The sequence below is a fragment of the Devosia sp. A369 genome (assembly GCF_054489345.1).
The window spans coordinates 226,687-252,105 of sequence record NZ_JBTMWV010000005.1; the positions used below are offsets into that span (position 1 = coordinate 226,687).

20 protein-coding genes are annotated in these 25,419 nt (G+C 62.4%); 16 read left to right on the forward strand and 4 right to left on the reverse strand.

Annotated elements, in window-relative coordinates; translation table 11 throughout:
• Position 1: 1 nt before the first annotated feature.
• On the reverse strand, positions 2-781 hold the full coding sequence (locus ACX3OZ_RS09285; RefSeq protein WP_459104348.1) for an enoyl-CoA hydratase-related protein: 780 nt from the start codon (positions 779-781) through the stop codon (positions 2-4).
• 278 nt (positions 782-1,059) lie between these two features.
• On the opposite strand from ACX3OZ_RS09285, the gene ACX3OZ_RS09290 reads away from it, so the two are divergent.
• The gene (locus ACX3OZ_RS09290) at positions 1,060-3,198 is read left to right on the forward strand and encodes an acetate--CoA ligase family protein (protein ID WP_459104349.1); all 2,139 of its coding nucleotides are present in this window, start codon (positions 1,060-1,062) and stop codon (positions 3,196-3,198) included.
• A 12-nt stretch (positions 3,199-3,210) separates the two neighbouring features.
• Complete coding sequence (locus ACX3OZ_RS09295; RefSeq protein WP_459104350.1) at positions 3,211-4,851, forward strand: MFS transporter; 1,641 nt, start codon at positions 3,211-3,213, stop codon at positions 4,849-4,851.
• Between the two features lie 15 nt (positions 4,852-4,866).
• Here the strand turns inward: ACX3OZ_RS09295 and ACX3OZ_RS09300 are convergent, their stop codons facing one another.
• On the reverse strand, positions 4,867-5,712 hold the full coding sequence (locus ACX3OZ_RS09300) for an SDR family oxidoreductase (protein ID WP_459104351.1): 846 nt from the start codon (positions 5,710-5,712) through the stop codon (positions 4,867-4,869).
• A gap of 442 nt (positions 5,713-6,154) precedes the next feature.
• Between ACX3OZ_RS09300 and ACX3OZ_RS09305 the strand changes: the two genes are divergently transcribed.
• The 5 genes from ACX3OZ_RS09305 to ACX3OZ_RS09325 all read left to right on the forward strand — a co-directional run bounded on the left by ACX3OZ_RS09305 (position 6,155) and on the right by ACX3OZ_RS09325 (position 11,644).
• The gene (locus tag ACX3OZ_RS09305; RefSeq protein ID WP_459104352.1) at positions 6,155-7,564 is read left to right on the forward strand and encodes an MmgE/PrpD family protein; all 1,410 of its coding nucleotides are present in this window, start codon (positions 6,155-6,157) and stop codon (positions 7,562-7,564) included.
• 171 nt (positions 7,565-7,735) lie between these two features.
• Positions 7,736-8,545: an enoyl-CoA hydratase-related protein gene (locus ACX3OZ_RS09310; protein WP_459104353.1), complete on the forward strand. Its 810-nt coding sequence runs from the start codon at positions 7,736-7,738 to the stop codon at positions 8,543-8,545.
• Between the two features lie 29 nt (positions 8,546-8,574).
• Positions 8,575-9,573 (forward strand): aldo/keto reductase, encoded by a 999-nt coding sequence (locus ACX3OZ_RS09315; protein ID WP_459104354.1) that lies wholly within the window; start codon positions 8,575-8,577, stop codon positions 9,571-9,573.
• A 258-nt stretch (positions 9,574-9,831) separates the two neighbouring features.
• The gene (locus ACX3OZ_RS09320) at positions 9,832-10,131 is read left to right on the forward strand and encodes a YciI family protein (RefSeq protein ID WP_459104355.1); all 300 of its coding nucleotides are present in this window, start codon (positions 9,832-9,834) and stop codon (positions 10,129-10,131) included.
• A 25-nt stretch (positions 10,132-10,156) separates the two neighbouring features.
• The gene (locus ACX3OZ_RS09325) at positions 10,157-11,644 is read left to right on the forward strand and encodes an aldehyde dehydrogenase (protein WP_459104356.1); all 1,488 of its coding nucleotides are present in this window, start codon (positions 10,157-10,159) and stop codon (positions 11,642-11,644) included.
• A gap of 72 nt (positions 11,645-11,716) precedes the next feature.
• Here the strand turns inward: ACX3OZ_RS09325 and ACX3OZ_RS09330 are convergent, their stop codons facing one another.
• Positions 11,717-12,946: a CaiB/BaiF CoA transferase family protein gene (locus tag ACX3OZ_RS09330; protein ID WP_459104357.1), complete on the reverse strand. Its 1,230-nt coding sequence runs from the start codon at positions 12,944-12,946 to the stop codon at positions 11,717-11,719.
• A gap of 281 nt (positions 12,947-13,227) precedes the next feature.
• Between ACX3OZ_RS09330 and ACX3OZ_RS09335 the strand changes: the two genes are divergently transcribed.
• The 9 genes from ACX3OZ_RS09335 to ACX3OZ_RS09375 all read left to right on the forward strand — a co-directional run bounded on the left by ACX3OZ_RS09335 (position 13,228) and on the right by ACX3OZ_RS09375 (position 23,984).
• Positions 13,228-14,841: a GMC family oxidoreductase gene (locus ACX3OZ_RS09335; RefSeq protein WP_459104358.1), complete on the forward strand. Its 1,614-nt coding sequence runs from the start codon at positions 13,228-13,230 to the stop codon at positions 14,839-14,841.
• 425 nt (positions 14,842-15,266) lie between these two features.
• Positions 15,267-15,686 (forward strand): hypothetical protein, encoded by a 420-nt coding sequence (locus tag ACX3OZ_RS09340; protein WP_459104359.1) that lies wholly within the window; start codon positions 15,267-15,269, stop codon positions 15,684-15,686.
• 138 nt (positions 15,687-15,824) lie between these two features.
• The gene (locus tag ACX3OZ_RS09345; RefSeq protein ID WP_459104360.1) at positions 15,825-16,289 is read left to right on the forward strand and encodes a tripartite tricarboxylate transporter TctB family protein; all 465 of its coding nucleotides are present in this window, start codon (positions 15,825-15,827) and stop codon (positions 16,287-16,289) included.
• Positions 16,290-16,291: 2 nt separating this feature from the next.
• The gene (locus tag ACX3OZ_RS09350; protein ID WP_459104361.1) at positions 16,292-17,794 is read left to right on the forward strand and encodes a tripartite tricarboxylate transporter permease; all 1,503 of its coding nucleotides are present in this window, start codon (positions 16,292-16,294) and stop codon (positions 17,792-17,794) included.
• A gap of 61 nt (positions 17,795-17,855) precedes the next feature.
• Positions 17,856-19,271, forward strand: coding sequence for an aldehyde dehydrogenase family protein (locus ACX3OZ_RS09355; RefSeq protein WP_459104362.1), 1,416 nt, complete (start codon positions 17,856-17,858; stop codon positions 19,269-19,271).
• Between the two features lie 41 nt (positions 19,272-19,312).
• The gene (locus ACX3OZ_RS09360; RefSeq protein WP_459104363.1) at positions 19,313-20,074 is read left to right on the forward strand and encodes an electron transfer flavoprotein subunit beta/FixA family protein; all 762 of its coding nucleotides are present in this window, start codon (positions 19,313-19,315) and stop codon (positions 20,072-20,074) included.
• 84 nt (positions 20,075-20,158) lie between these two features.
• Entirely contained in the window at positions 20,159-21,091 is a 933-nt protein-coding gene (locus ACX3OZ_RS09365; protein WP_459104364.1) for an electron transfer flavoprotein subunit alpha/FixB family protein, read from the forward strand.
• Between the two features lie 20 nt (positions 21,092-21,111).
• On the forward strand, positions 21,112-22,317 hold the full coding sequence (pcaF, locus tag ACX3OZ_RS09370; RefSeq protein ID WP_459104365.1) for a 3-oxoadipyl-CoA thiolase: 1,206 nt from the start codon (positions 21,112-21,114) through the stop codon (positions 22,315-22,317).
• Positions 22,318-22,322: 5 nt separating this feature from the next.
• On the forward strand, positions 22,323-23,984 hold the full coding sequence (locus ACX3OZ_RS09375) for an electron transfer flavoprotein-ubiquinone oxidoreductase (protein ID WP_459104403.1): 1,662 nt from the start codon (positions 22,323-22,325) through the stop codon (positions 23,982-23,984).
• 158 nt (positions 23,985-24,142) lie between these two features.
• On the opposite strand, the gene ACX3OZ_RS09380 is transcribed toward ACX3OZ_RS09375, so the two are convergent.
• The gene (locus ACX3OZ_RS09380) at positions 24,143-25,156 is read right to left on the reverse strand and encodes a Bug family tripartite tricarboxylate transporter substrate binding protein (protein ID WP_459104366.1); all 1,014 of its coding nucleotides are present in this window, start codon (positions 25,154-25,156) and stop codon (positions 24,143-24,145) included.
• Positions 25,157-25,419: the final 263 nt, after the last annotated feature.

Genomic DNA, 25,419 nt, shown 5'->3' on the forward strand with positions numbered 1-25,419 from the left:
CTTACTGGCCGAATTTGGACGGATCTGGCTTTCGGCGTTCCTTGAAGCTCTCCGACATTTCGGTGGCCTCCGAGGTGCCAAGATACTGGCTGAGCAGCAGGTCGTGGGTGACGCGCGACAGGCCGGAAACGCCGCCGTGGCGGGCCAGGAACGCGCCCTTGATCGAGGCCAGCGCAAAGGCGCCGCGGTCGGCGATTTCCAGCGCGAATTCGCGTGTCCTGGCGGCCAGGTGATCGTCGGGAACAACGCGGTTGATCAGGCCCATTTCCCTGGCTTCGGCCGCGGAAATCTTGGGGTTGAGATACCACATCTCCTTTGCGCGCTTCTTGCCCACCAGATCCTCGAGATACCAGGTGCCATAGCCGCCATCGAAGGAGCCCACCATGGGGCCGACCTGGCGGAATATGGCACTTTCCTTGGCGATGGTCAGATCGCAGACCACCTGGAGTACGTTGCCGCCCCCGACCGCCATGCCGTTGACGCTCGCGATCACCGGCTTCTGCAGCCGGTCGATGGCTTCGTACATGTCGAGCACGGGCAGGACGCCGGCATAGAGCTTGGTCTTCTCCATGCCGTCCTTCTGGCCGCCCAGGCAGAAAAAGCGATCGCCGGCGCCGGTCAGGACGATGACCCGGGTGCGCGTTTCGCGCCGGATGGCATCGATGCAGTCGCGAATCTCGTGGCACATGGTTTCGGTGAACATGTTGCCGTTGTCAGGTCGGTTGAGCGTGATGGTTCCGATCGGGCCGTCTTCGGCATAGATGATTTCTTTGTAGGTCATCGTTCACATGTTCCCCATTGTTGTTGATTGAGACGCAGGAGTCGCCGGAGGATTGCGCGCTCCAAAATGATAAGACCGACTACGCAATTGCCGTGCCAGCACCAAAACAATGTCGCCCGTCCCGATCGCATTGTCGATAACTTGCGGCGGTGGCGGTCGTGCCGGCGCAGGGCAGCGAGTGGCATGGTGTTTGCGTGTCGGCTGGATGACGCGTGCGCTACCGGTCATGCGGCCTCGGCTCTCTGGTTGCCGGTTGCAGGCGGTGCGCAGGACGGGCGATGACAGGACTTATCTTTATGGACAATGCAGCAACAATGACCGCGCCGGGCGCAGCCCTCGACAGGATTTTCCGCGCCCGCAGCGTGGCCATCGTGGGGGCATCGCCGCAGCGGGGCACGGCGCGCAACCAATTGGTGCAGGTGCTGCTCAAGCATGGTTTTGCGGGGACGATTTTCCCGGTCACGCCAAGCCATGAGGAGATCGAAGGCTTCAAGGCCTATAAGAGCGTCGCCGACCTTCCTGAAACGCCCGATCTGGCGCTGATCATTACCCCGGCCTCGACCGTTCCGGGCATCATCGCCGAATGCGGCCAGAAGGGCATTGCCGCCGCCATCGTGTTCAGTTCCGGCTTCGAGGAAATCGAGTCCGGGAAGGACGTGGCGCAGCGCCTTGTCGCAGCGGCCAGGGAGCATAATGTCACGGTGCTGGGCCCCAATTGCCAGGGCATCTGGTCCCTCAAGGCCAATTCGGTCTTCTCGTTCGGCGGCGCGGCAATGGCGCTGGAGTCGCTCAAGCACGCTCCGGTCGCGATCATCAGCCAGAGCGGCGCCCTGTCGGGCGCGTTCGGCAGCCAACTGCAGCGCAATGGGTTGGGCTGTTCATATATCGTCAGTGTGGGCAATGAGAGCCTGCTCGATGCGCTCGACGTGCTCGCCTGGTTGATCGAACAGGATGACGTCCGGGTCGTCGGCCTTTATCTCGAAGGCCTCAAGGATGCGTGGCGGCTGCTGCCGCTGGCCGAGCGTGGCCGCGCGCGCGGCATACAGATCGTGGCGCTCAAGGCGGGGCGCTCGACATTCGGCCAGGAAGCCACCGCCTCCCATACGGGCAAGATCGCCTCGCCCTATGCCATTTATCGCGACGTGCTCGCGCAGGCAGGCGTCGTTGCCGTGGAAAGCCTGTCGGAAGCGCTGGCGGCAATCGAAGCGCTGGCGGTGCTGCCCGATCCCCGTCCGTCGAAGGACCCGCAGGGCGGGATCGCCATTCTGAGTTCCTCGGGCGGCGCGGGGGCTCTGCTCGCCGATCACTGCGAAGAGTTCGAACTGCCCATGGCGGTATTCGGCGACGATACGATTGCCAGGCTCGACGTTATTCTTCCAGAATTTGCGCGCAAGGTGAACCCGATCGACCTGACGGGTCAGGTGCGCAGCGTGCCCAATTTGTTCGGGGATTCCCTGGCCGTGGTCGCGAGCGACCCGCGCACCGAAGCGATCGTGGTGCAATTCGCCTCGAGCGGTCGCCGCGACCTTGCCGACAATGCCGAGGTTTTCAAGGATTGCGCGCGCCGATACGGGCTGCCGGTCATTGTCTCGTTTGCCAGCGACACGGTGGATGCCCAGACCAGGGCGGATTTCCAGCAGGCGGGCGTTCTGGTCTCCGAGGACCCTTACAATACCATGCGGGCCCTGCGCTGGGCCTATGATCGGCAGGGTTGGTCCTCGATCACCGTCGCGAAACGCTCACCCGACGAAACGACAAGGCGCGCGCCTGTCTCCTGGGAGGACACTATGTCCTTGCTCATGGATGCGGAGGTGACGCCGGCGCAATGGGTGGTGCTTCGTCCCGGCGAAAAAGCCGCCCAGGCCTGTGCGCATCTGAGCTGGCCGCTCGTGGTCAAGGTGCTGCCGTCCGAAGCCGAGCACAAGACCGAGATGGGGCTAGTCAAGCTGCGTGTGCGGACGCCCGAGGAGGTGGATGCCCATGCCGCCGCCTTCCGCCAGATCACTGGCAAGCCGGACATGGATGTTCTCGTCCAGGAGATGATTACCGACGGGGTCGAGGTCGTCCTGTCCTGCCTGCGCAATACCGATTTCGGGCCGGTGCTTTCCATCGGCTCGGGTGGCATCGCCATCGAGCTTTATCGGGATCTGACCTATCTGGCGTTGCCGGTGACCGCTGCCCAGGTTGAGACCGCTCTTAAAAGGCTCAAGGTCTGGACGCTGCTGCAGGGATTCCGCGGCGCGCCGCGCACCGATGTGGAGGCCCTGATCAGGGCAACGGTGAAATTCGGCAACATAATGCTGTCCATGCCCGAGCTGGCGGAGGCCGAAATCAACCCGGTTCTCGTGCGCCCGCAGGGAAAGGGCATTGCGGCGGTCGATTTTTTGGGCACGATTTCGGCCGGCCCGGCATCGTGATTAGGTTTGCTCATGTTGACAGACGATCTGCGGCCGCTCTCGACCTTCTCCCCGCTTAAAAATCTCGACTTCCGCCTGTTGTGGCTGACCATGCTGGTGGCAAATCTGGGCGGGTTGATGCAGGCGGTCGCGGCGGGCTGGGTCATGACCACGCTCACCACATCGGCCGAGATGATAGCGCTGGTGCAGACCGCCACCACCCTGCCCATCATGTTGCTGTCGTTGGGGGCGGGTGCTCTTGCCGACAATTACAACCGCCGCATGATCCTTCTGTCGGCCCAGTTCCTGATGCTGGTATCCGCCGGTGCGCTGGCCGTATCGGCGCAATTGGGCCTGGTGACGCCCTGGCTGCTGCTGGTGTTCACCTTTGTCACGGGCAGCGGCACCGCCCTGCATTATCCATCCTGGCAGGCCTCGATCGGCGACGTGCTGCAACGGCGGGAAATTCCGGGCGCCGTCACGCTCAATGCCATGAGCTTCAACCTGATGCGGACCATCGGCCCGGCGGTGGGGGGCTTCGTGCTGGTTTACGTCGGCTCCACCGTCCTGTTCCTCATCACCGCGCTTTGCTACATACCCATGATCGTCGCGCTGCTGCGCTGGAAGCCCAATTATCCGGTGCGAGCCTTGCCGCGCGAGACCCTGCCCACCGCCATCAGGGCCGGCCTGCGTTATGTGCTGATGTCGTCCAACATCCTTACCGTGATGCTGCGCGCCTTCCTGTTCGGATTTTCTGCGATTGCGGTGCTGGCGCTGCTGCCGCTCATCGCCAGCCAGATGCTGGCAGGCGGACCGATGACCTACGGCGCCCTGCTGGGATGCTTCGGATTGGGCGGTGCGGCGGGAGCGGTACTCAATGTCAGGCTGCGCGCCCGGTTCAGCAATGAAGCGATCGTGCGCACGGGCTGTCTGATCATCGCCCTGGCCTTCGTGGGCCTGGCGTTCAGCGGCAATGCCGCTGTGAGCTGCCTCATGCTGCTCCCGATCGGGGCCAGCTGGGTGGCGCTGATGTCGATGTTCAACGGCGTCATCCAGCTCTTCACGCCGCGCTGGGTGGTGGGGCGTGTCATGGCCTGCTACCAGACAGCCGCCTTCGGCGGCATGGCATTGGGCAGCTGGGCCTGGGGCGGGGTGGCCAATAATTACGGCCCCACCGCGACCCTGATCGGCGCGGCGGCCCTGCTGCTGGTCTGTGCCATCGCCGGGCTGCGCCTGGCGATCCCTGCCTTTTCGAGCTTTGACCTGTCACCGCTCGACCGGTTCCGGGAGCCCGACTTGCCGCTGGCGCTACAGCCCCGGGCCGGCCCCATCATGGTGATGGTCGAGTATATCATCACCCGGCAGGACGTGCCGGCATTCCTGTCCGTAATGACCCAGCGTCGGCATATTCGCCTGCGCGATGGCGCCCGGCAGTGGACGCTCCTGCGGGACCTGGAAAATCCCCAATTGTGGACGGAAACCTATCACGTTGCGACCTGGGTGGAGTATGTACGGCACAATCAGCGCCGGACAAGGGCTGACGCCGAGGTTTCCGATTCCCTGCTCCGCCTGCACCGGCAGGCGGAAGCGCCCAAAGTTCGTCGCCTGATCGAGCACCACAATGTGCCGCCACGCGACGAGCTGCACTTCAAGCCCGGTGTAGACGCACCCTGAGGTGTGTGGCGGGCGCTATAGCGCCCGCAGATGCCGCAGCTTGGAGGGAACGACGTTGTATTGGCGGCCGCCATCAACGAGCAGGTCGGCGCCGGTGATAAACGATCCGGCGGGCGAAGCGAGGAAGGCAACGGCCTCGGCAATGTCGGCGATCTCGCCCAGCCGCCCCAGCGAGGTGCGCTCGAGTTCTTCGGCAAAGCGCGTCTCGTTGTCCGCCATCTTGTTGATACCGCCGGTGCCGCCAATCGGGCCGGGGGCGACATTGTTGACAAGGATGTTGTAGCGGCCCCACTCGACGGCCAGCGTGTGGGCCATCGAGATGATGCCGGCTTTGGCGGCTGCCGCGTTGACCGAACCGGGCCAGCTCTGCCAGGCGAACGGCGACACGATATTGATGATGCGACCGCCCCCCCGGGCCTTTGCCAGGTGAGGCTGGGCCGCCTTGCAGCAGGCAAAGCTGCCATGCAGGTTGATGTCGATCAGCACCTTCCAGCCGTTTTCGGACAGTTCCTCGGCAGGCGAATGGAACAGGCCTGCGGCGCAGTTGACGAGGATATCAAGCGAGCCAAGGCGGTCGACCGTCTGCTGGACGGCTTCGGCAACGGCCGTGAAGTCCCGCACATCGGTGGGCACGTAAATATTGTCGATGCCCTCGGCGCTCAACTTCTCGCTGGCCGCCTGCAGCACATCGTCCTTGCGGCTGATGATGCAGACCTTGGCCCCAAGCAGTCCGAGCGTGCGGGCGATGCCGAAGCCGATCCCGGTGCCGCCACCCGTCACGAAGGCGGTCTTGCCCTCGAGGGCTCCCCGGGCAAAGGTTTCAAACGGACTGCGAGGATTTGCGGGCGCCGTATCGGCCATTTGCATCTTCCTTATCAACTGAATCTGTCGCGGCGACCCGGCGACACTGCTTATCTCGATCGGTCGGCGGTCGTGCCGCTTTCCAGGTTTGCTGGCTGGCGCATCCGGCAAGGCCGGTTGCGACTGCTTAAGGGTCTGTCGCAATTGCCATGCCATGGTGCGATCTGCGGATGCGCCCGGGTTTTCGACTCGGGTGGGCAGGATGGGCGAAGGTGGCGGCCCTTGCCAATGTGTATTCGACGAGGGCAGTCAGGGCGTAATGATCGTCCGGTGGACACAGTTGGGTGAACCGTTTTGCCCCGGTTGCGGCCACCCGGCTGTTATTGGCGGAAATGCTGCGGCGAACATATCTTTGGCACGGCTCTTGCGACGGAGCCTAAATCATGCGCTGTCGTCAGGGTATCCTGTAGTCGTCCCGCATCGCGCATCGCAAGAGGAGGCCATGCTGATCCATTCCCGCCCGACACTAACCTATAGCGAAGCGATCGCGGATTTTATTTCCGGCTTCAAGCTCTCCGATGTGCCGCCCGAAGTGGTCGCCCGCGCCAAGCTGGTGCTGCTCGACGGCTTGGGGTGCGGACTGTTCGGTGCGAATGTGAAGTGGACCGAGATCCTGGCCAAGGTGGTTGCGGGGCTGGAGCCCTCCGGGGGCACGGCGACGGTCTGGGGGCGCAATGAAACGGCCTCGGCCACCAATGCAGCGCTCATCAACGGCACGATGGTTCAGGGCTACGAGCTCGATGACGCAAACCCGGCGACTATCCATTCCTGCGCGGCAGTGCTGCCTGCGGCCATCGCCGCCGCGGAATATGTCGGCGCCGACAAGATCGATGGCGAGCGCCTGCTGACCGCGATCATCGCCGGATTTGAAATCGGGCCGCGCATCGGCCTGTGCATGAACGGCAATCGCATGCTGGTAAAGGGATGGCATTCGCCTGGCATATTCGCGCCCTTCCCGGCGTCGGTTGCCGCCGGGATAGTGCTGGGTCTGGACAAGCAGCAGATGAAGAATGCGATCGGCATAGCCGGTCCCCAGGCTGCGGGGCTGATGGCGACCCAGTTCGGCTCGATGGTCAAGCGCGTCCTGTGTGCCAAGGGCTCGCAGAGCGGCCTCTATGCGGCGCTGCTCGCGGCAGAGGGCTTTACTGGGATCGATGAGGTCTTCGAGCAAGAGTATGGTGGATATTGCCGGACCTTTACCGGCAGCGCCGACGAATTCGATCTTCATGCATTGACCGACGGGCTGGGTACGCGCTGGGAAACCATGCGCATTTCGATAAAGCGGCATGCAACGGTTGGCACCAACCTGTCGGCGCTCGACGTCATCGAGGAACTGATGGAGGAGGGGCTCAAGGCACAGGATGTCGATCGCGTGACCGTGCGGATGACGGAAGACGCGGTTCGCCATTCCTATTGGACGCCCTACGAACCTGTCGGCCTCACCGCCGCGCAGATGCATCTGGGCTTCTGCATCGGAATGAAGCTGATCGAAGGGGAAGTGTTCGTCGACCAGATGGTCGAAGAGAATATCGCCCGCCCCGACGTGCTGGAAATGTGCAAGCGCGTCGAGGTTCTGCGCGACGAGGAACGCGAGAAAAAGGGGCGTCCTTTCGCGCGCGGCGCCGATGTGGAAGTGTTGCTCAAGAATGGCCAGACCATCCGGCGCGTGACCGACCATTTCCGGGGCAGTTTCCAAAAGCCGATGTCGCAGGACCAGATGCTGGCCAAATACCGCCGGCTGGCGGGCAAGTCGCTGACGCCGCAGGGCGTTGCCGAGCTGGAAAGCCTGGTGATGGAACTCGAGACGCAGCCCTCCGTGACGAAGCTGATCGAGACGCTGCGGGGCGTCTAGCCAGAAGGGCACCGTGCCCGGCCGCCAATGGTCGCGCCCCATTGGGGCGTGACGGGCATTTCTCCATGAAATGCCGGGTGCCGGAGAGCAATGTGCGGAAGCGGCCGGAACAATCTGCGTCGAGACGCGGCCGGGCGGATAAGTTGCCAATGAGCAGAGGAATGCAGCGTCATGAGTGAGTTCACCGACATCCGTTACGAAAAGCGTGGTGGCGTTGCCACTATCACCATCAACCGGCCGGACCAGCTCAATGCCGTCACTGCGCATAGCCTGCAGGAAATCGAGATGGCATTCGACGATGCGGGAAAGGACAATTCGGTAGGCGTCGTCGTGCTGACGGGCGCCGGTGAAAAATCGTTCTGCGCCGGCGCCGACGTCTCCTGGCAAAAGGCCGGCAAGATGGGCCGCACGGGCGCCGCCATCTTCACGCCGCCCTACCTGACGATCTCGCGCTGCCCCAAGCCGGTGATTGCCCGGGTCAATGGCTATGCCATCGGAGGCGGCCACCACTTCGCCTATTTCTGCGATTTCACCATCGCCGCCGAACATGCCGTGTTTGGGCAAAGCGAGCCGCGAGTTGCCTACCCGGCAAGCGGGCCGGTGGTCAGCTATCTCACCCGTATCGTGGGCCACAAGCGGGCGCGCGAGATGTGGATGCTCGGCCGGCGCTATTCCGCTGAGCAGATGCTGGACTGGGGGCTGGTCAATGCCGTCGTGCCGATGGCGGATCTGGATGCGGAGGTGGCGCGCTGGTGCGAGGAACTGCTTTGCGTCTCGCCAACCTGCCTCAAGGTGTTCAAGGCATCCTTCATCGAAGAGTTCGAGGACCTGCTGGGCCAGGCGGATTTCCTGCGCCGCTGGATGGTCCCGCAGGAATTCTGGGAGACCGAGCAGAAGGAGGGCACCAGTGCCTTCAAGGAAAAGCGCAAGCCCGATTTCTCCCGTTTCCGCAAGGCGCCGGATTCGGAAGACGGACAATAGGGTTGGCCCCGGCAAGGGAGGTAAGGACGATGAACACGAGAAAACTTGGCCAATCGGGACTTGAAGTCTCGACGATCGGTCTGGGTTGCATGGGCTATGGCGGGGCCCGCACCATGTCGCCCGACGACCGGCGGCAGCTTGTCGATCTGATCCGCGCGGCGGTCGATCGTGGCGTCACATTATTCGACACGGCCGAATCCTATGGCCCCTTCGCCAATGAGGAAGTGGTGGGGGAGGCGCTGGCGCCGGTGCGCGACAAGGTCGTCATCGCCAGCAAGTTCGGCTGGGACATCGATTTTGACACAGGCGTCAATTCGAACCGTCTCAACAGCCGGCCCGAGCACATCCTTGCAGCGGTGGACGGCATGCTGAAGCGTCTGCGCACCGACACCATCGATCTGCTCTACCAGCACAGGGTCGATCCCGAGGTGCCCATCGAGGACGTTGCGGGAACGGTGAAGGGGCTGATCGCGGCGGGCAAGGTGCGCTATTTCGGCCTTTCCGAGGCAGGCGCGCAGACCATCCGGCGTGCACACGCCGTGCAGCCGGTATCGGCCCTGCAGAGCGAGTATTCGCTGTGGACCCGCGAACCGGAAGGCGAGATCCTGCCGCTGCTCGAAGAGCTCGGCATCGGTTTTGTGCCGTTCAGTCCCCTGGGGAAAGGCTTTCTCACCGGCACCATCAACCAGGCGACTGCATTCGACGCGTCCGATTTCCGCAATAGCGTGCCGCGATTCTCGCTCGAAGCACGTCGTGCCAACCAGGGGCTGGTCGACATCGTGGGCACGATGGCCGCGCGAAAGGGCGTCTCGCATGCCCAGATCGCCCTGGCCTGGGTGCTGGCACAAAAGCCGTGGATCGTCCCCATCCCGGGCACCCGCAAACTCGGGCGGCTCGAAGAAAACATCGCTGCGGCGTCCGTGATATTGAGCCCGCAGGATCTGAAGTGGATCGACGAGGCGACATCGGCCCTCACCATCGAGGGTGACCGCTATCCGGCCGATTTTCTTCGGCACTCAGGTCGCTAAAGCATGTCTCCCGAAAGTGGGAACCGGTTTCGGGACAAAGCCATGCGACAAAACACGGAGCTAAAGCGCATGGAGCGAATCTGAAAGATCGCGATGCGCTTTAGGACGAGCGCGCTGGCTGACGAGTTGTCGGCGTCGGACCATGGGGCGGGGAGAAGAACTGCCCAGCTCCGCATGCCTGGCGTGCGGCCAGGCCCGCCCAGGCCAGGGCGGATTTTTCCAACAGAGATTTTTCTAACAGAGAATGAGAGGCAACAAATGCTTTGGGTTATCAAGTGCCGGAACAAACAGGATATCGCAGCGATCAGAACCGCTGCCTTGCCTGAGCACCGTATTTTCCTGGACAGCCGGGAGAACCATATCCTGTTTGCCGGTGGCCTGCAAAACGACGAGGGCACCGATGCCATTGGTGCGATGTTCATCGTCAATGTTGCCGGCCGCGAGCAGGCGCAGGGCTTCATCGACGCCGAGCCGCTGAACCGAGCCGGTGTGTTCGAAACCGTGACGGTCGAGCGGCTGGTGAAGGGACGTTTTCATCCTCACCTCATCGACGCATGAGCTGCGCCATCTCAGGAGATTGAGCTTGAAAAATCAATCCATCGTCAAAAACCCCACCAAATTCTTCATCGGTGGCGAATGGGTCGAGCCGTCCTCGGACGCGACGATCGAGGTCTTCAACTCGGGCACGGAAGAGAGCTTCCTCGTGGTCGCCGAGGCCAAGGAGGCGGATGTGAACCGGGCCGTGGCCGCGGCGCGCGACGCCTTCGACAACGGCCCCTGGCCGCGAATGACGCCTGCCGAGCGGGCCGGGCATATTCGCCGGTTCGCCGACGAAATCGAGAAGCTGGCCGAACCGCATGGCGTGCTCTGGACCGTGGAAGCCGGCGCGCTGCGCAGCTTCACCAAGATGCGCGCGCTCAGCATCGCCAAGGACTATCTGTCCTATGCCAATCTGGCGGACACTTTCCCGTTCCAGGAGCGTCACAAGCCCCTGGCCGGTGGTGAGGTTGCTCTTTTGGTGCGTGAGCCGGTGGGCGTCGTGGCGGCCATCGTGCCCTGGAACGCGGCGCCGGGCGCCATTGCCAGCAAGCTGGGGCCGGCCATGATCGCGGGCTGCACCGTGATCGTCAAAGTGTCGCCCGAAGCGCCGGGTTCGGCCTATATCGTGGCCGAGGCGGCCGAGAATGCCGGTCTTCCTGCCGGTGTCGTCAACATCCTCACCGCGCATCGGGAGGTTTCCGAACTGCTGGTGCGCAATGGCGGCGTCGACAAGGTCGCCTTTACCGGCTCGACGGCAGCCGGCCGGCGCATCGGGGCCATCTGCGGCGAGCGCATTGCGCGCTGCACCCTTGAGCTGGGTGGAAAGTCGCCCGCGGTCATCATGGATGACTATGACATCGAAACCGCGGCCAAGGCCATTGCCTCCCGCGCAACCTTTCTCACCGGCCAGGTCTGCGCGTCGCTGACACGTATCATTGTGACGCGCGAGCGTCATGATGCGCTGGTCGATGCGCTCGCCAGCGAGTTCGAGAAGGTCATTGTCGGCGATCCGTTCGACCAGGCGACGCAAATGGGTCCGCTGGCGACCCGCCACCACCGTGACCGCGTGGAAAACTATATCGAAAAGGGCAGGCAGGAAGGCGCCAGGCTTGCCACCGGCGGCGGCCGTCCCAAGCACCTCAATCGCGGTTTCTTCATCGAGCCGACGATTTTTGCCGATGTCAGCAACGATCATGTCATCGCACGCGAGGAGATCTTCGGGCCGGTGCTGGCAGTCATTCCCGCCGACAGCGAAGACCACGCATTGACGATTGCCAATGACAGCAATTATGGGCTGAACGCCTCTGTCTTCACTAACGACATCGAGCGCGCCTATAGCGTCGCACGACACATCCGTTCGGGCACGGTTGGCCAGAACATGATGCGCAACGAGGGCAGCGTTGCCTTTGGCGGCTTCAAGCAGTCGGGCATCGGCCGCGAAGGAGGAGCGGAAGGCCTGCGTTCCTACATCGAGACCAAGGTTGTCGTTCTGGACGGCATGCCGGCTTCGGCAGGGCTGGCTCGCGTCTGAAAAAAAACGGGCGGGTACCTTGGTGCCCGCCCGTTTCCTATCGATCGACTGCAGCCGCTGTCCTGGCTGGACCTATCTGGGGGTTTCGTCCAGCAGGCGTCCCAGAATTTCCTCGGTATGTTCGCCCAGCCGAGGCGGCAGGGAGCGCGGCAGGCAGGGACGGCCGTCAATATGGATGCCAAGGCCGGTTTGGGGCACCACCCGTCCGGTGTCGTCGCTGAGGGCGAAGAACAGTCCGCGCTCGGTAAAGCCGGGATCGGCGACGACCTCGTCGATGCGATTGATGGGACCGGCCGGCACCCTGGCGTCGGCAAACGTGGCCAGCCAGATGTCGCGTGGCTTGGTCCGCAGGATTTTCTCGATATGGGCAACGATTTCCGCGCGCTGTTCACGCCGCTTGGCATTGGTTTCAAATTTGGACCGCGCCCCGAAATCAGGATCGCCGATTGCCAACCAGAAGCGCTTCCAGATCGCGTCGGAGCCCAGTCCCAGATTGATGGGGTGGTCGGCGGTGGCGAAGGATTGGTAAATGGCGATCACGCTGTCGGTGCCACCGGAGCGGCGAGGCAATTCTCCCGAACCCAGATAGGAAGAAATGCGGCAGGTGAGGAAGCGGGTCATGCTTTCGGCAAGGCTGATGTCGATCTTGCGGCCCTTGCCCGTCTTCTGGCGGTCGAACAGTGAGGCCATCACGGCCATTGCGGCATCCTGTCCGGCGAGCATGTCGGCTGCGGGTGCCCCCACTTTCTGGGGCGGCCCGTCTTCTGCGCCGGTCATATCCATCACGCCGGAATAGCCCTCGGCGATCAGGTCATATGAGGTCAGCTCGGCCCGGGGGCCTGACAGGCCAAAGCCCGAAATCGAAACGAAGACAAGGTTTTCGCGTTGCGCGCGCAAGGTCGCGTAGTCCAGGCCCAGCTTGCGCTGCACATCGGGCGGCTGATTGGTGACAAAGACATCGGCGGTGGCGATCAGCCGCTTGAGGTTTTCCATGCCTTCGTGACTGCGTAAATCGATGACGACGCTTTTCTTGTTCCGGTTGACCGCCGCGAACCACAGGGCTTCCCCATCGAGGAAAGGAGGCCCCCATTTGCGCGCGTCGTCACCGTCGGGGCGCTCCACCTTGATCACTTCAGCGCCGAAGTCGGACAGCAGCATGGTCGCGTAGGGGCCAGCCACGGAGGTCGTGATGTCTATCACCCTGAGGCCCGAAAGCAGATCGAAGGATACGCCACACTGCAGCAAGGGGAGACTCTGATACGGCAGGGTTGGAGTGGGGGATGGCTTTTCGTCACCTGTCATGCGTCGTTCCTCTGTTTGGAGAATGGTGACGCAATCCGCATGCCACACGGGGCAAGCCTTGCGTCGGAACAACCTGGCGGGCAAGTTGGCACGCCGCTTGCTGTAGCGCAGGGAACGAGGCCGCGGCGCTCCATTGGTTGGGGCGAGGGCAGCTTGTGCAGGTGTCGGGCGGCCCTTGGGGCACGCCTGGCCACGTCATATTCGGATAGCAGGCCGGTCAGGGCCCGTGGCCACCAGCGCTGCGGAACAGGATTTGGACCGGATTGGGAGGGAATACAACGATGCAGACGACCAGCTACGATTATGTCGTCGTGGGCTCAGGATCGGCGGGCGGTGTGGTCGCGGCGAGATTGAGTGAGAATGGCAAATATTCCGTCCTTTGCCTGGAGGCCGGCACCAAGGACGAAAAGCATATCTGGACCAAGTCGCCCCTGGGTGGCGCGTTCATGATCGAAGATCCTAAGGTGAACTGGTGCGACTACTCACAGCCCAATGAAACCCATGGCAACCGCCCGATCTATGTCGCGCATGGCAAGATTCTGGGTGGGTCGAGCGCGATCAACGCCACGGTCTACAATCGGGGCCAAAAGCGCGACTACAATACATGGGCGCAGATGGGCTGCACCGGCTGGGGATATGACGACGTCCTGCCCTTTTTCAAGAAGCTGGAATCCAGCAAGGTCGGATCGGACGAGTTTCGCGGCCGCAACGGCCCTATCGGGGTGTCGCTGGCCTCCAAGATTACGCCCTTCTATGACCTGTTCATAAAGTCCGCCCAGGCGGTGGGCATCCCCCTCAACCCGGACTATTGCGGCGGTTCCCAGTTTGGCGTTGCCATGGCCCAGCAGGCATCGCATCGCGGTTTCCGCCAGAGTACGGCCACGCAATATCTCGCCTCGGCGCGGCGGCGGCCAAACCTTTCGATCCTGTCGGGGGCGGAAGCCAAGTCGCTCATGCTTGAGGGCGGTAGATGCGTCGGCGTGCGTTTCCGGCGGAACAACAAGCTCGAGGAGGTGCGCGCCACCCGCGAGGTGATTGTCAGCTGCGGAGCCATCAATTCTCCCAAGCTGCTCGAGCTGTCAGGGATCGGAAATCCTGAAATCCTGTCCCGCTACGGCATTCCGGTGGTCCAAGAACTTGTCGGGGTGGGTGAAAACCTGCGCGATCACTATGGTCCGACGCTGAAATGGACCTTCACCAAGCCTGGCATCTCGGCGGCCGCACAGGGGCGGGGATGGCGGCTGGCGCGTGAGGTGCTGCGATTTGCCTTGCTGGGAAAGGGGTTCATCTCGCAGGGGATCGGCACGATGCGAGCCTTCGTAAAGTCCGATGCCAGCGTGGAAGATGCCGATATTCAGCTGATCGGCAATCCCTACATCGTCGATCTCAAGGATGGAAAAAGGTCGATGTCGCCGGTCGAGGGGTTTGTGCTGTTTGCGCAGGTCCAGCGGCCCGAGAGCGCGGGTAGCGTGCATATCCAGTCCGCGGACGCCTTTACGCCGCCGGCGATCAACTACAAGTTCCTCGAAACTGAAAACGACCGCCGGGTGGCGGTGGCCTCGGTGCGCAAGGCGCGCGAAATCGTGGCCGCGCCTCCGCTGGCGGACGTTATCGCCGAAGAGCTTCTGCCAGGGCCCAAGGTGCAGAGCGACGCCGAGATTATCGACTATATCCGCAATACCGGCGCGACGACCTTCCACTTTTCGGGAACCTGCAAGATGGGCAAGGACGCGACATCGGTGGTCGACGAGCGGCTGCGTGTGCATGGCATCAAGGGACTGCGCGTCGCGGATGCTTCCATCATGCCGATTATCGTATCGGGCAATACCAGCATTCCCTGCATGATGATCGGCGAGAAATGTGCCGACATGGTGCTTGCCGACGCTGCGGCATGAGGCGGCCAGAAAAACCCAAAATATAGCCGAGCCGGCCGGGAAGCATTGGACAGCTGTCCGGCCGCCTCGCCGGTGCCTGCGACGGCAGCAGTCATGGCTGTCAATGCGGCATACACTGTCCTTCACCCTGACACTTCCGCTGCCGAACCCGTCAAGGTGCAGGTAATCGATGGGGCGCCGGCGCGGTGGCACGCCGCTTGCGAGTCAATACGAAATTCGACGTCACGGGATCACCAAGGGAGTGAGAACATGGTCGATAGCAGAACTTCAGGCCTTGCGCGGGCGATTGGCGCGGCTGGGCCTGGCAGCATGGCCACTTGCCCCGACGGCGTTCCGCGGAACGCATTCGCCTGAGCGGTGTGGGTCACATCAATATCGTTGATCGGGATTGCCTGGTCACCACAGCAAAATCTTACGAGGAACTCATGCCCCATCTCTCAATAAGCTATACGCCCAATATCAAGGTCGACATGGACGTGCTGTGCCGCGCCCTGTGCGACGAGCTCGGCGCGCAGCGGGATGCAGATGGCAAGGCCGTCTATCCGTCCGGCGGCACCCGGGTCATGGCTTTTCCGGCCAGTCACTACGCCGTTGCGGACGGCAAGGGTGACTATGGCTTCATGTATCTGAACCTGCGGATTTTCGGGGGGCGGCCCCCGGAGGTAACCAAGAAGACCGGCGACGCGGTTCTGGCGGTGGTGGCCCGCCTGATGGCGCGTAATATTGCCGAGGATGGCATCGGCATCACCTTGCAGATCGACGAGACTCCCAAGGAAATACCGGGCCAGTTGCTCATGTCATACGAAGATCGGCACAACACCCTGCACGCCCTTTTCCAAAAATAGCATCGAGGCGCGGCAGCGGCCATGGAGGTTGGCACCGCTGCCGCTTGCCTGCACTACGAATTGACGTCCCTGAGATGGTCGTGGCGTCCCCGGTGGGGTAGGCAGGCATGGGGTCGTGACGGAGATTAGGAGGAAATAATGGGAACAAACACCAAAGACATTGCCGCGGGCACATTTTTCATCGCGGTTGGCGCCTGGTTCAGCATCAATGCGTGGTTCACGCTGTCGATCGGCACCATCTCGCGGATGGGAGCGGGCTATTTTCCCATTGTCCTGGGCGTATTGCTGGTGCTGATGGGTGGCGTGATCGTGTTCAGGTCCGTCAGCGCCGCGGCCGGGCCCATCGGGCGCATCCCGATCCGGGGCCTGATCATGATTAGCCTTGCGCCTGTGGTGTTCGGTCTCACCGTGCGGGGGCTTGGCCTGCCCGGAGCGGTGTTCCTCTCAATGCTTTTTGCCGCATTTTCGAGCACACGCGTGACGGTCAAGACCGGCATCGCCCTGGCCCTGGGAATTGCCGTTTTCTGTACCATCATTTTTCATTACGGCCTGTCGCTTCCCATTGATTTGGTCGGTCCCTGGCTTAAGGCTTGGAAGTTGTAGCAATGGATCTGTCATCCACACTTCTGTTGGGCCTGTCGACCGCGCTCCAGTTCGAAAATCTGCTCGCGTGCTTCATGGGCGTTCTTCTTGGGACGCTGGTGGGCGTGCTGCCCGGCGTCGGGCCCGCGGCAACGATCGCCATGCTGTTGCCGATAACCTTCTCGCTGTCGCCTGCGGCGTCGGTGATCATGCTGGCCGGCATCTATTATGGTGCCCAATATGGCGGCTCCACCACCGCGATCCTGCTCAATCTGCCCGGCGAATCCTCCTCGGCGGTCACGGCCATCGATGGTTATCGCATGGCCAGGATGGGCCGCGCGGGTCCCGCTCTGGCGACGGCAGCGATCGCCTCGTTCGTCGCCGGTACGTTCGCGACACTGGTGATCGCCGTCGCCGCGCCGCCCCTGACGGCGCTCGCGCTCCAGTTTGCCTCGGTTGAATATTTCTCCCTGATCGTATTCGGGGTGATCTGTTCGGTTGCCCTGGCCCATGGCGCCATCCTCAAGGCGCTGGCAATGGTGGTGTTCGGTATCCTGCTCGGGACGGTGGGCACCGACGTCTATACGGGCGAGGCGCGCTTTACGCTGGGTTATCTGCAGCTGTTTGACGGGCTCGACGTCGTCGCGCTGGCCGTCGGGATCTTCGGGATCGCCGAGATTTTGAAGAATCTGGAGAACGAGTCCGGTCGGGTGAATACCGCCGTCGAGATTGGACGCATGATGCCCTCCAGGGAGGATATGAAGCGCTCGGTGGGGCCCATTGTGCGCGGGAGCATCCTGGGCTCCCTGCTCGGCATCCTGCCGGGGGGCGGGGCCCTGCTGTCGTCATTTGCTTCCTACGCGATGGAAAAGCGGCTGTCCAAGCACCCCGAGCAATTCGGCCAGGGCGCCATTGAAGGCGTCGCCGGGCCGGAGGCTGCCAACAATGCCGGCGCCCAGACCTCGTTCATACCGATGCTGACACTTGGCATCCCGTCCAACGTCGTTATGGCGCTGATGATCGGCGCGCTGATGCTGCAGGGGATCATACCCGGTCCGCAGATCGCCACGGAGCGGCCCGATCTGTTCTGGGGGCTGATCGCATCCATGTGGGTCGGCAACCTGATGCTCGTGGTGCTCAACCTGCCGCTTGTCGGGTTGTGGGTCAGACTCCTCGCCGTTCCCTATTACATGCTGTTCCCGGCCATCATCGCCTTTTCGACAATCGGCATCTACTCGATCGGAGCCAATGCGTTCGACGTCTATACGCTGACCGCTTTCGGCCTGATCGGCTACTTCCTGATGAAGACCGATTGCGAACCGGCGCCCTTCCTGCTCGGCTTCATCCTGGGGCCGATGCTCGAAGAGCATCTGCGCCGCGCCATGCTGGTGTCGCGTGGCGATCCGACGGTGTTCCTGACCAGCCCGATCAGCGCCGCCTTCCTGGGGCTCTCGGCCATTCTTCTGATCGCGGTCAGCCGTTCGGCAATCAGAAAGCAGCGCGAGATGATTTTCGTGGAAGATTGAGCCGGCTCCGCCACTCTCGAACCTGATGGCATGGCGCCATGCGACAAAGACTGGATTGACGATGAAGCACTACGGAAAATTCTATATCGGGGGTGAATGGGTCGAGCCGGTCGAGGCTCGAGCGATCTACCTCGTGGACCCGGCTACGGAAGAAACCTATGCAACCCTTGCGCTTGGCAGCGCCGGGGATGTGGATCGGGCCGTGGCCGCGGCCCGTGCGGCATTTCCCCGCTTCTCGCAAACGACGCCGGCCGAGCGCATCGAGCTGTTCCAGCGGATCATATCGGCCTTCAAGGCGCGGAGCGGTGACCTCACCGAAGCAATCGTGCGCGAGCTGGGCGCCCCGGTATCGGTGAATGTCCACACCGCCAGTCCCTTGCAGATCTTCGAACAGACAATCGAGATCATCAGGGAATACGACTTCGAGGTGAGGGTAAAAGGCACGTTGATCAGGCGGGAGTCGATCGGTGTCGCCGGGCTGATCACGCCATGGAACTGGCCCGTACAGTCCATCTGCGGCAAGCTCTGCTCGGCGCTGGCGGCCGGATGCCCGATTGTTCTCAAGCCTTCGGAGCATTCCTCGATCAGTGCGCATTTGCTGGCCGAAGTGCTCGATGCGGCGGGGGTGCCGCCCGGGGTGTTCAATGTCGTGTTCGGAGACGGCCAGTCGGTCGGCTCGGCGATCAGCTCGCATCCCGATATCGACGTGGTGTCATTCACCGGGTCGACTGTTGCCGGCATCAGGGTGGCTATCGACGCCGCCCCCACGGTTAAGCGCGTGGTGCAGGAACTCGGCGGCAAGTCGGCCAACATCATTCTTCCCGATGCTGCTCTGGAAGAGGCTGCCAGGTGGAATGTCACGCGCGGCATGTTCAATTCCGGACAGTCCTGCCATGCGCCGAGCCGCGTGCTAGTGCATCGCGACCAGCTCGACGAAGTGCTTGGCTACATGCAGGACGAAGCCGCAAAAATCCGCGTCGGCGACCCGCGGGACGCCCATACGACGCTCGGACCGCTCGTCAACAAGGTGCAGTTCGAACGGGTCCAGAACCTGATTGCGTCGGGCATAGCGGAGGGCGCGCGCCTCGTCTGCGGTGGTCCCGACCGTCCCCAGGAGCTCAACAGGGGCTATTTCGTCAAGCCGACTATTTTTGCCGATGTGACGCCGGCCATGACCATTGCCCGGCAGGAAATCTTTGGCCCGGTCTTGTCGGTCCTGACATATGAAACCGAGCAGGAGGCGATCGATATCGTCAATGGAACGCCCTATGGGCTGGGCGCCTATCTGTTCACGCCGTCCACGGCGACGGCTGACCGGGTGGGGCGGGCCTTGCGGGCGGGCCGGGTTTTCCTCAACGGGCATCCGGGCGACATGCGCGCGCCCATGGGCGGATATCGCCAGTCTGGCAATGGCCGCCAGAATGGCAATTTTGGCCTCGAGGAGTATCTCGAAATCAAGGCGATGTACGGATATTAGCCTCGCCGGCCCATGCGAAAATATCGACTGTGAGAAGAGACATGAAAATCCTTGTAGCTGTGAAACGTGTGGTTGATTTCAACGTGAAGATCCGCGTCAAGCCGGATGGAACGGGCGTCGATCTTGCCAATGTGAAGATGTCGATGAACCCGTTTGACGAGATTGCCGTCGAGGAAGCTTTGCGGCTCAAGGAGGCCGGCAAGGCTAGCGAAGTGGTGGTGGTCTCGATTGGTTCGGCCAAGACGGAAGAGACGCTGCGCACCGCACTGGCCATGGGTGCGGATCGCGCCGTGCTGGTCGAGACGGACGCGGCGGTCGAGCCGCTTGGCGTGGCCAAGCTCCTCAAGGGTGTCGCCGAGATGGAGGCGCCGGGGCTGGTGATCCTGGGCAAGCAGGCCATTGACGATGACAGCAACCAGACCGGCCAGATGCTCGCGGCCCTGCTGAAATGGGGCCAGGCGACGTTTGCCTGCAAGGTCGAGCTCGAAGGGGCCATGCCGGGCGGCACGGCCAGGGTCACGCGCGAAATCGATGGCGGGTTGCAGACCCTCGAGGTCAAGCTGCCGGCGATCATTACCACCGATCTGCGCCTCAACGAGCCACGCTATGCCTCGCTGCCCAACATCATGAAAGCCAAGAAGAAGCCGCTCGACAAGAAGACCCCGGCCGATTTCGGCGTCGATATCGCACCCCGCCTCGTGGTGCTGAAAACGGAAGAGCCGGGCGGGCGCAAGGCCGGCATCAAGGTAAAGAGCGTTGCCGAGCTGGTCGAGAAGCTGAAGACCGAAGCCGGCGTGCTGTGAGGAATCGCCCGACTCGCTCCAGCGCCTGTCCATTTGCTGCGGTCCCGCAGGTTACCGGGACGAACAATTTTCAAGGATGAGACCATGGCCATTCTTCTTCTGGCAGAACACGACAACGCAACCATTTCCGACCAGACCGCCAAGGCGCTGACGGCGGCCAAAGCGATCGGTTCGGAGGTGCATGTGCTGGTTGCCGGTGCCGGTGCCGCAGGAGCTGCCGACGCCGCGAGCAAGCTTGAGGGCGTTTCCCGTGTGCTGCTGGCCGATAGCGCCGAGCTGGCACACCATCTTGCCGAGCCCTTGGCGGATTTGATCGTCGCGCTGGCCGGCAGCTATGACACCATCGTCGCGCCGGCGACGGCCTCGGCCAAAAATGTCATGCCGCGCGTGGCAGCCCTGCTCGATGTCATGCAGATTTCCGATATCGTTGAGGTGGTTTCGCCCGACATTTTCAAGCGGCCCATCTACGCCGGCAACGCCATTCAGACGGTGCAGTCCGGCGAGGCCATCAAGGTCATCACGGTCCGCACGACAGCGTTCCAGCCGGCCGGGCAGGGCGGTTCGGCCAAGATCGAACATGTCGCAACGCCTGCAGCTGCGTCCGGGCTGTCGTCCTTCGTCTCGGACGCCATTGCCTCCACCGAACGCCCCGAACTTACCTCCGCAAAGATCATCATTGCCGGAGGCCGGGCATTTGGTTCTGCGGAACAGTTCAACGAGATGATCCTGCCGCTGGCCGACAAGCTGGGGGCTGCCGTGGGGGCATCGCGCGCCGCCGTCGACGCCGGCTACGCACCCAACGACTGGCAGGTCGGCCAAACCGGCAAGGTTGTGGCGCCGCAGCTCTATATCGCGGTGGGTATTTCCGGTGCGATCCAGCATCTCGCCGGCATGAAGGATTCCAAGGTCATCGTCGCCATCAACAAGGATGGGGACGCACCCATTTTCCAGATCGCGGATTACGGGCTGGTCGGCGATCTCTTCGAGATTCTCCCTGAATTGCAAAAACTGATCTGAATTGGTTGAAAGGTGTCAGGATGGCCGAGGCGTTCATCTGCGACTATATACGCACTCCGATTGGTCGCTTCGGCGGCGCACTTTCCTCAGTCCGTGCCGATGATCTCGGCGCCATTCCCCTCAGGGCGCTGATCGAGCGCAATAATTCGCTCGACTGGGACGCTGTCGGCGACGTGATCTATGGCTGCGCCAACCAAGCAGGTGAGGACAACCGCAACGTCGCCCGCATGTCGACACTGCTTGCCGGTCTTCCGGTATCCGTGACCGGCACGACCATCAACCGTCTGTGCGGTTCGGGCATGGACGCAGTCATCACGGCCGCGCGCGCCATCATGGCGGGCGAGGCGGAAGTGATGATTGCCGGCGGTGTCGAAAGCATGAGCCGCGCCCCCTTCGTGCTGCCCAAGGCCGAGACCGCATTTTCGCGCAATGCCGAGATTTACGACACCACCATCGGGTGGCGGTTCGTCAATCCGGTGATGAAGCATCTCTATGGCGTCGATTCCATGCCCGAGACCGGGGATAATGTAGCCATAGACTACAATATTTCACGGCAGGACCAGGATCTGTTCGCCGTCCGGTCCCAGGCAAAGGCGGCTGCGGCACAACAGAATGGCCGGCTCGGCAGGGAAATCACGCCCGTGACCATCCCGCAGCGAAAGGGTGATCCGATTGTCGTTTCGGCGGACGAGCATCCCCGCGCGACCAGTCTGGAAGTGCTCGCGAAATTGAAGCCGATCAACAAGATCGAGGGCGGCACGGTGACCGCAGGCAATGCGTCGGGAGTCAATGACGGTGCGGCCGCATTGATCATTGCCTCCGAAGCAGCGGCCAGTAAATATGGTCTTACGCCCCTGGCGCGCATATTGGGGGGCGCCGCGGCCGGGGTTCCGCCGCGCGTCATGGGTATCGGACCTGCACCCGCCACCAGGAAGCTGCTGGCGAGGCTCGGGCTTGATACGGATGCATTTGACGTGATCGAGCTCAACGAAGCTTTCGCTTCCCAGGGGCTCGCGACCTTGCGCGAGCTGGGCATTGCCGATGACGATGCACGCGTTAATCCCAATGGGGGGGCCATAGCGCTCGGGCACCCGCTGGGCATGTCGGGTGCGCGTATCGCCGGGACGGCCGCCCTGGAGCTGTCGATGCGCAAGGGCAAATATGGGCTTGCCACCATGTGCATCGGCGTGGGCCAGGGCATCGCCATCGCCATGGAACGTGTCTGATGCAGATGAGCTCGAAAATGTCGCTTGAACGGGAATCGATGGATTTTGACGTCGTGATCGTCGGCGCGGGGCCGGCTGGCCTGGCCAGCGCGATCCGCCTCAAGCAACTCGATCCGGATCTATCGGTCGTCATTCTCGAAAAGGGATCGGAGGTGGGCGCGCATATTCTCTCCGGCGCCGTGGTCGATCCGGTCGGCATCAATCGGCTGCTGCCCGGGTGGCGCGAGGAGGAGGGGCATCCCTTCACCACGCAGGTGAACGAAGACCAGTTCCTTTTCCTGAGCCGCAGCAAGTCCATCCGTCTGCCCAACGCACTCATGCCGCCGCTGATGAACAATCACGGCAATTACATCGTCTCGCTTGGGCTGGTCTGTCGCTGGCTGGCCGAAAAGGCCGAAGCGCTGGGCGTCGAGATTTATCCGGGCTTTGCCGCCACGGAAATTCTCTATGATGGGAATGGCGCCGTATGCGGCGTGGCCACCGGCGATATGGGCATTGGCAAGAATGGCGAGGCCGGTCCGGGTTTCGCCCGGGGCATGGAACTGCGCGGCAAATATGTGCTGTTCGGCGAGGGCGCGCGCGGCTCGCTCACCAAGCAGTTGATTGCAAGGTTCCGGCTGGATGAGGGTCGCGAGCCGCAAAAATTCGGCATCGGGCTCAAGGAATTGTGGGAAGTAAAGCCGGAAAACCACAGGCCGGGTCTGGTGCAACATTCCTTCGGCTGGCCGCTGGACATGAATACAGGCGGTGGCTCGTTTCTCTACCACCTGGGCGACAATTTGGTGGCGGTGGGCTTCGTTGTCCACCTCAACTACAAAAATCCCTATCTCAGCCCTTATGAGGAATTCCAGCGTTTCAAGACGCATAAGGCGATTGCCCCGACCTTCGTGGGCGCCAAGCGGGCCGCCTATGGCGCACGCGCCATCACCGAAGGCGGGTATCAATCCGTGCCCAAGCTTTCCTTTCCGGGCGGTGCGCTGATCGGCTGTGCGGCGGGACTGGTCAATGTGCCGCGCATCAAGGGCAGCCACAATGCAGTGCTGTCCGGCATGCTGGCAGCCGAAAAGATCGCGGCAGCGATTGCCGCCGGCCGAGCCCATGATGAGGTCGTCGAAATCGAGAGCGAATGGCGTTCGAGCGATATCGGCAAAGACCTCAAGCTGGTGCGCAACGTCAAGCCGCTATGGTCCCGGTTCGGTACGTTGGCCGGGATTGGGCTTGGCGGGCTGGACATGTGGACGAACCAGCTGTTCGGTTTTTCGGCGCTGGGCACGCTCGGACACGGCAAGAGTGACGCACAGAGCCTCGAGCCCGCCGCGAACCACAGGCCGATAGACTATCCGCGTCCGGACGGCGTCCTGACCTTCGATCGGCTGTCATCGGTGTTTCTATCGAGCACCAATCACGAGGAAGATCAGCCGGTGCACCTCAAGGTGGAGGATGAGGAACTACAAAAGCGGTCCGAGCTGGGCCTTTATGGAGGCCCCTCAACGCGCTACTGCCCGGCGGGTGTCTATGAATGGGTGGAAAAAGACGGCGATCAGACGCTCGTCATAAACGCCCAGAACTGCGTTCACTGCAAGACATGCGACATCAAGGACCCTAACCAGAATATCAACTGGGTCGCCCCGCAAGGGGGGGAAGGTCCGCTCTATCCCAATATGTAGGGCGAGCTGCCGCCGGTTCTGAAGACCCAAGGGTATTGGATGGGTCGGGCCGCCTGCCGCTCCAAAAGGCGGACCCAATATATCAGATGAAAGGGAAGGGCCCGGACATAAGTCCGGGCCCCTCGAGGTCGCAACGGCCCAAAGTGCCTGAGCGCCTGCTACAGCTTGATGTTGCTGGCCTTCACCAACTCGCCCCATTTGCGATAGTCTTCGGCAAAATAGGGCGCCAACTCATCCTTGGGGAGGGCGAGGGGAAGAATACCATAGCTATCGAGCAGCGCCGTGAAGGCAGGGTCTGCGGTGGCTTCGCTGAAAACCTGGGAAAGCACGTTGGCAACGGGTTCCGGCGTGCCGGGCGGAGCAACCATGCAGTACCAGGCTTCACTGACCAGAGGGATGCCTTGTTCGGTTAGTGTGGGCACATCGGGCAAGACGGGATGGCGGGCGGCCGACACGATACCAAAGACCTTGAGCTCGGGTATGTGCTGCAACGATCCACCGACCCCGATAAGCATGAAGTCCACCTGCTTGCCGAGGAGCGCCTGCAGCGCGGGGGCCATGCCCGGGTAAGGCGCATGGACCACGTCGGGGATACCGGCCTCCCTTATGAAGGCTTCGGTCACAAGGTGTGGGATTCCTCCAATGCCGGCACTGGCGTAGCGCATCCCGCCCTTTTGTGCCAACGCAATGAATTCACTGAGGTTATTCGCGGGCAAATCCGACCGGCCAAAAAGCAGCAGGCTGCTCGTGCCCAGGCTGACAATGGGCACAAAGCGCGTCACATCGACATTGCTCGGCGAGATTTGTGGCCAGACCGAGATCACGTCGGAGACCGCCACCAGCAGGGTCATCCCATCGGGGCGGGCGTCATATGCATTGGCGGTGCCAATCGAGCCGGTGGCGCCGGGACGGTTCTCGACGATGCAAGGCTGGCCAAGGCGTTCCGAAGCGCCCGGCGCCATGGCGCGCGCCAAAGTATCCGACCCACCGCCGGGCGGAAAGGGAACGACCAGCTTGACGGGACCGGATGGCCGCCAATCAGCTTGCGCGAAAGCGGCCGAGGTGGCGCCGAGAAGGCCGGTTCCGGCCATCGCTCCCATCAGGCCCATTCCCATGGCACCTTTAAGTACCTGCCGGCGATCCGGCTTCTTGAAATCCATATTGCTGGTCATGCTATTCCTCCGGTTGACTATTGAATTCCCCTACATTGCCGCAGCTACACCTGGCCTCCTGTATGTCGCGGCGGCTTTCTAAACGCAGCAATCGCCGTGCCAGCTGGCGCGGCAATCCGGGCCCCCAGACTTCGATATCTAACATTCAAGTTAGGGGTGCGGCCGCGATCGCGGGCTTTGGGCGAAATCGCGGCAAGTTCGTCCTGCAGATCGGAGCCGCCGAAAGGCTGGGCCGCTGACCATAGGCGTCGCAGACCCGTCAG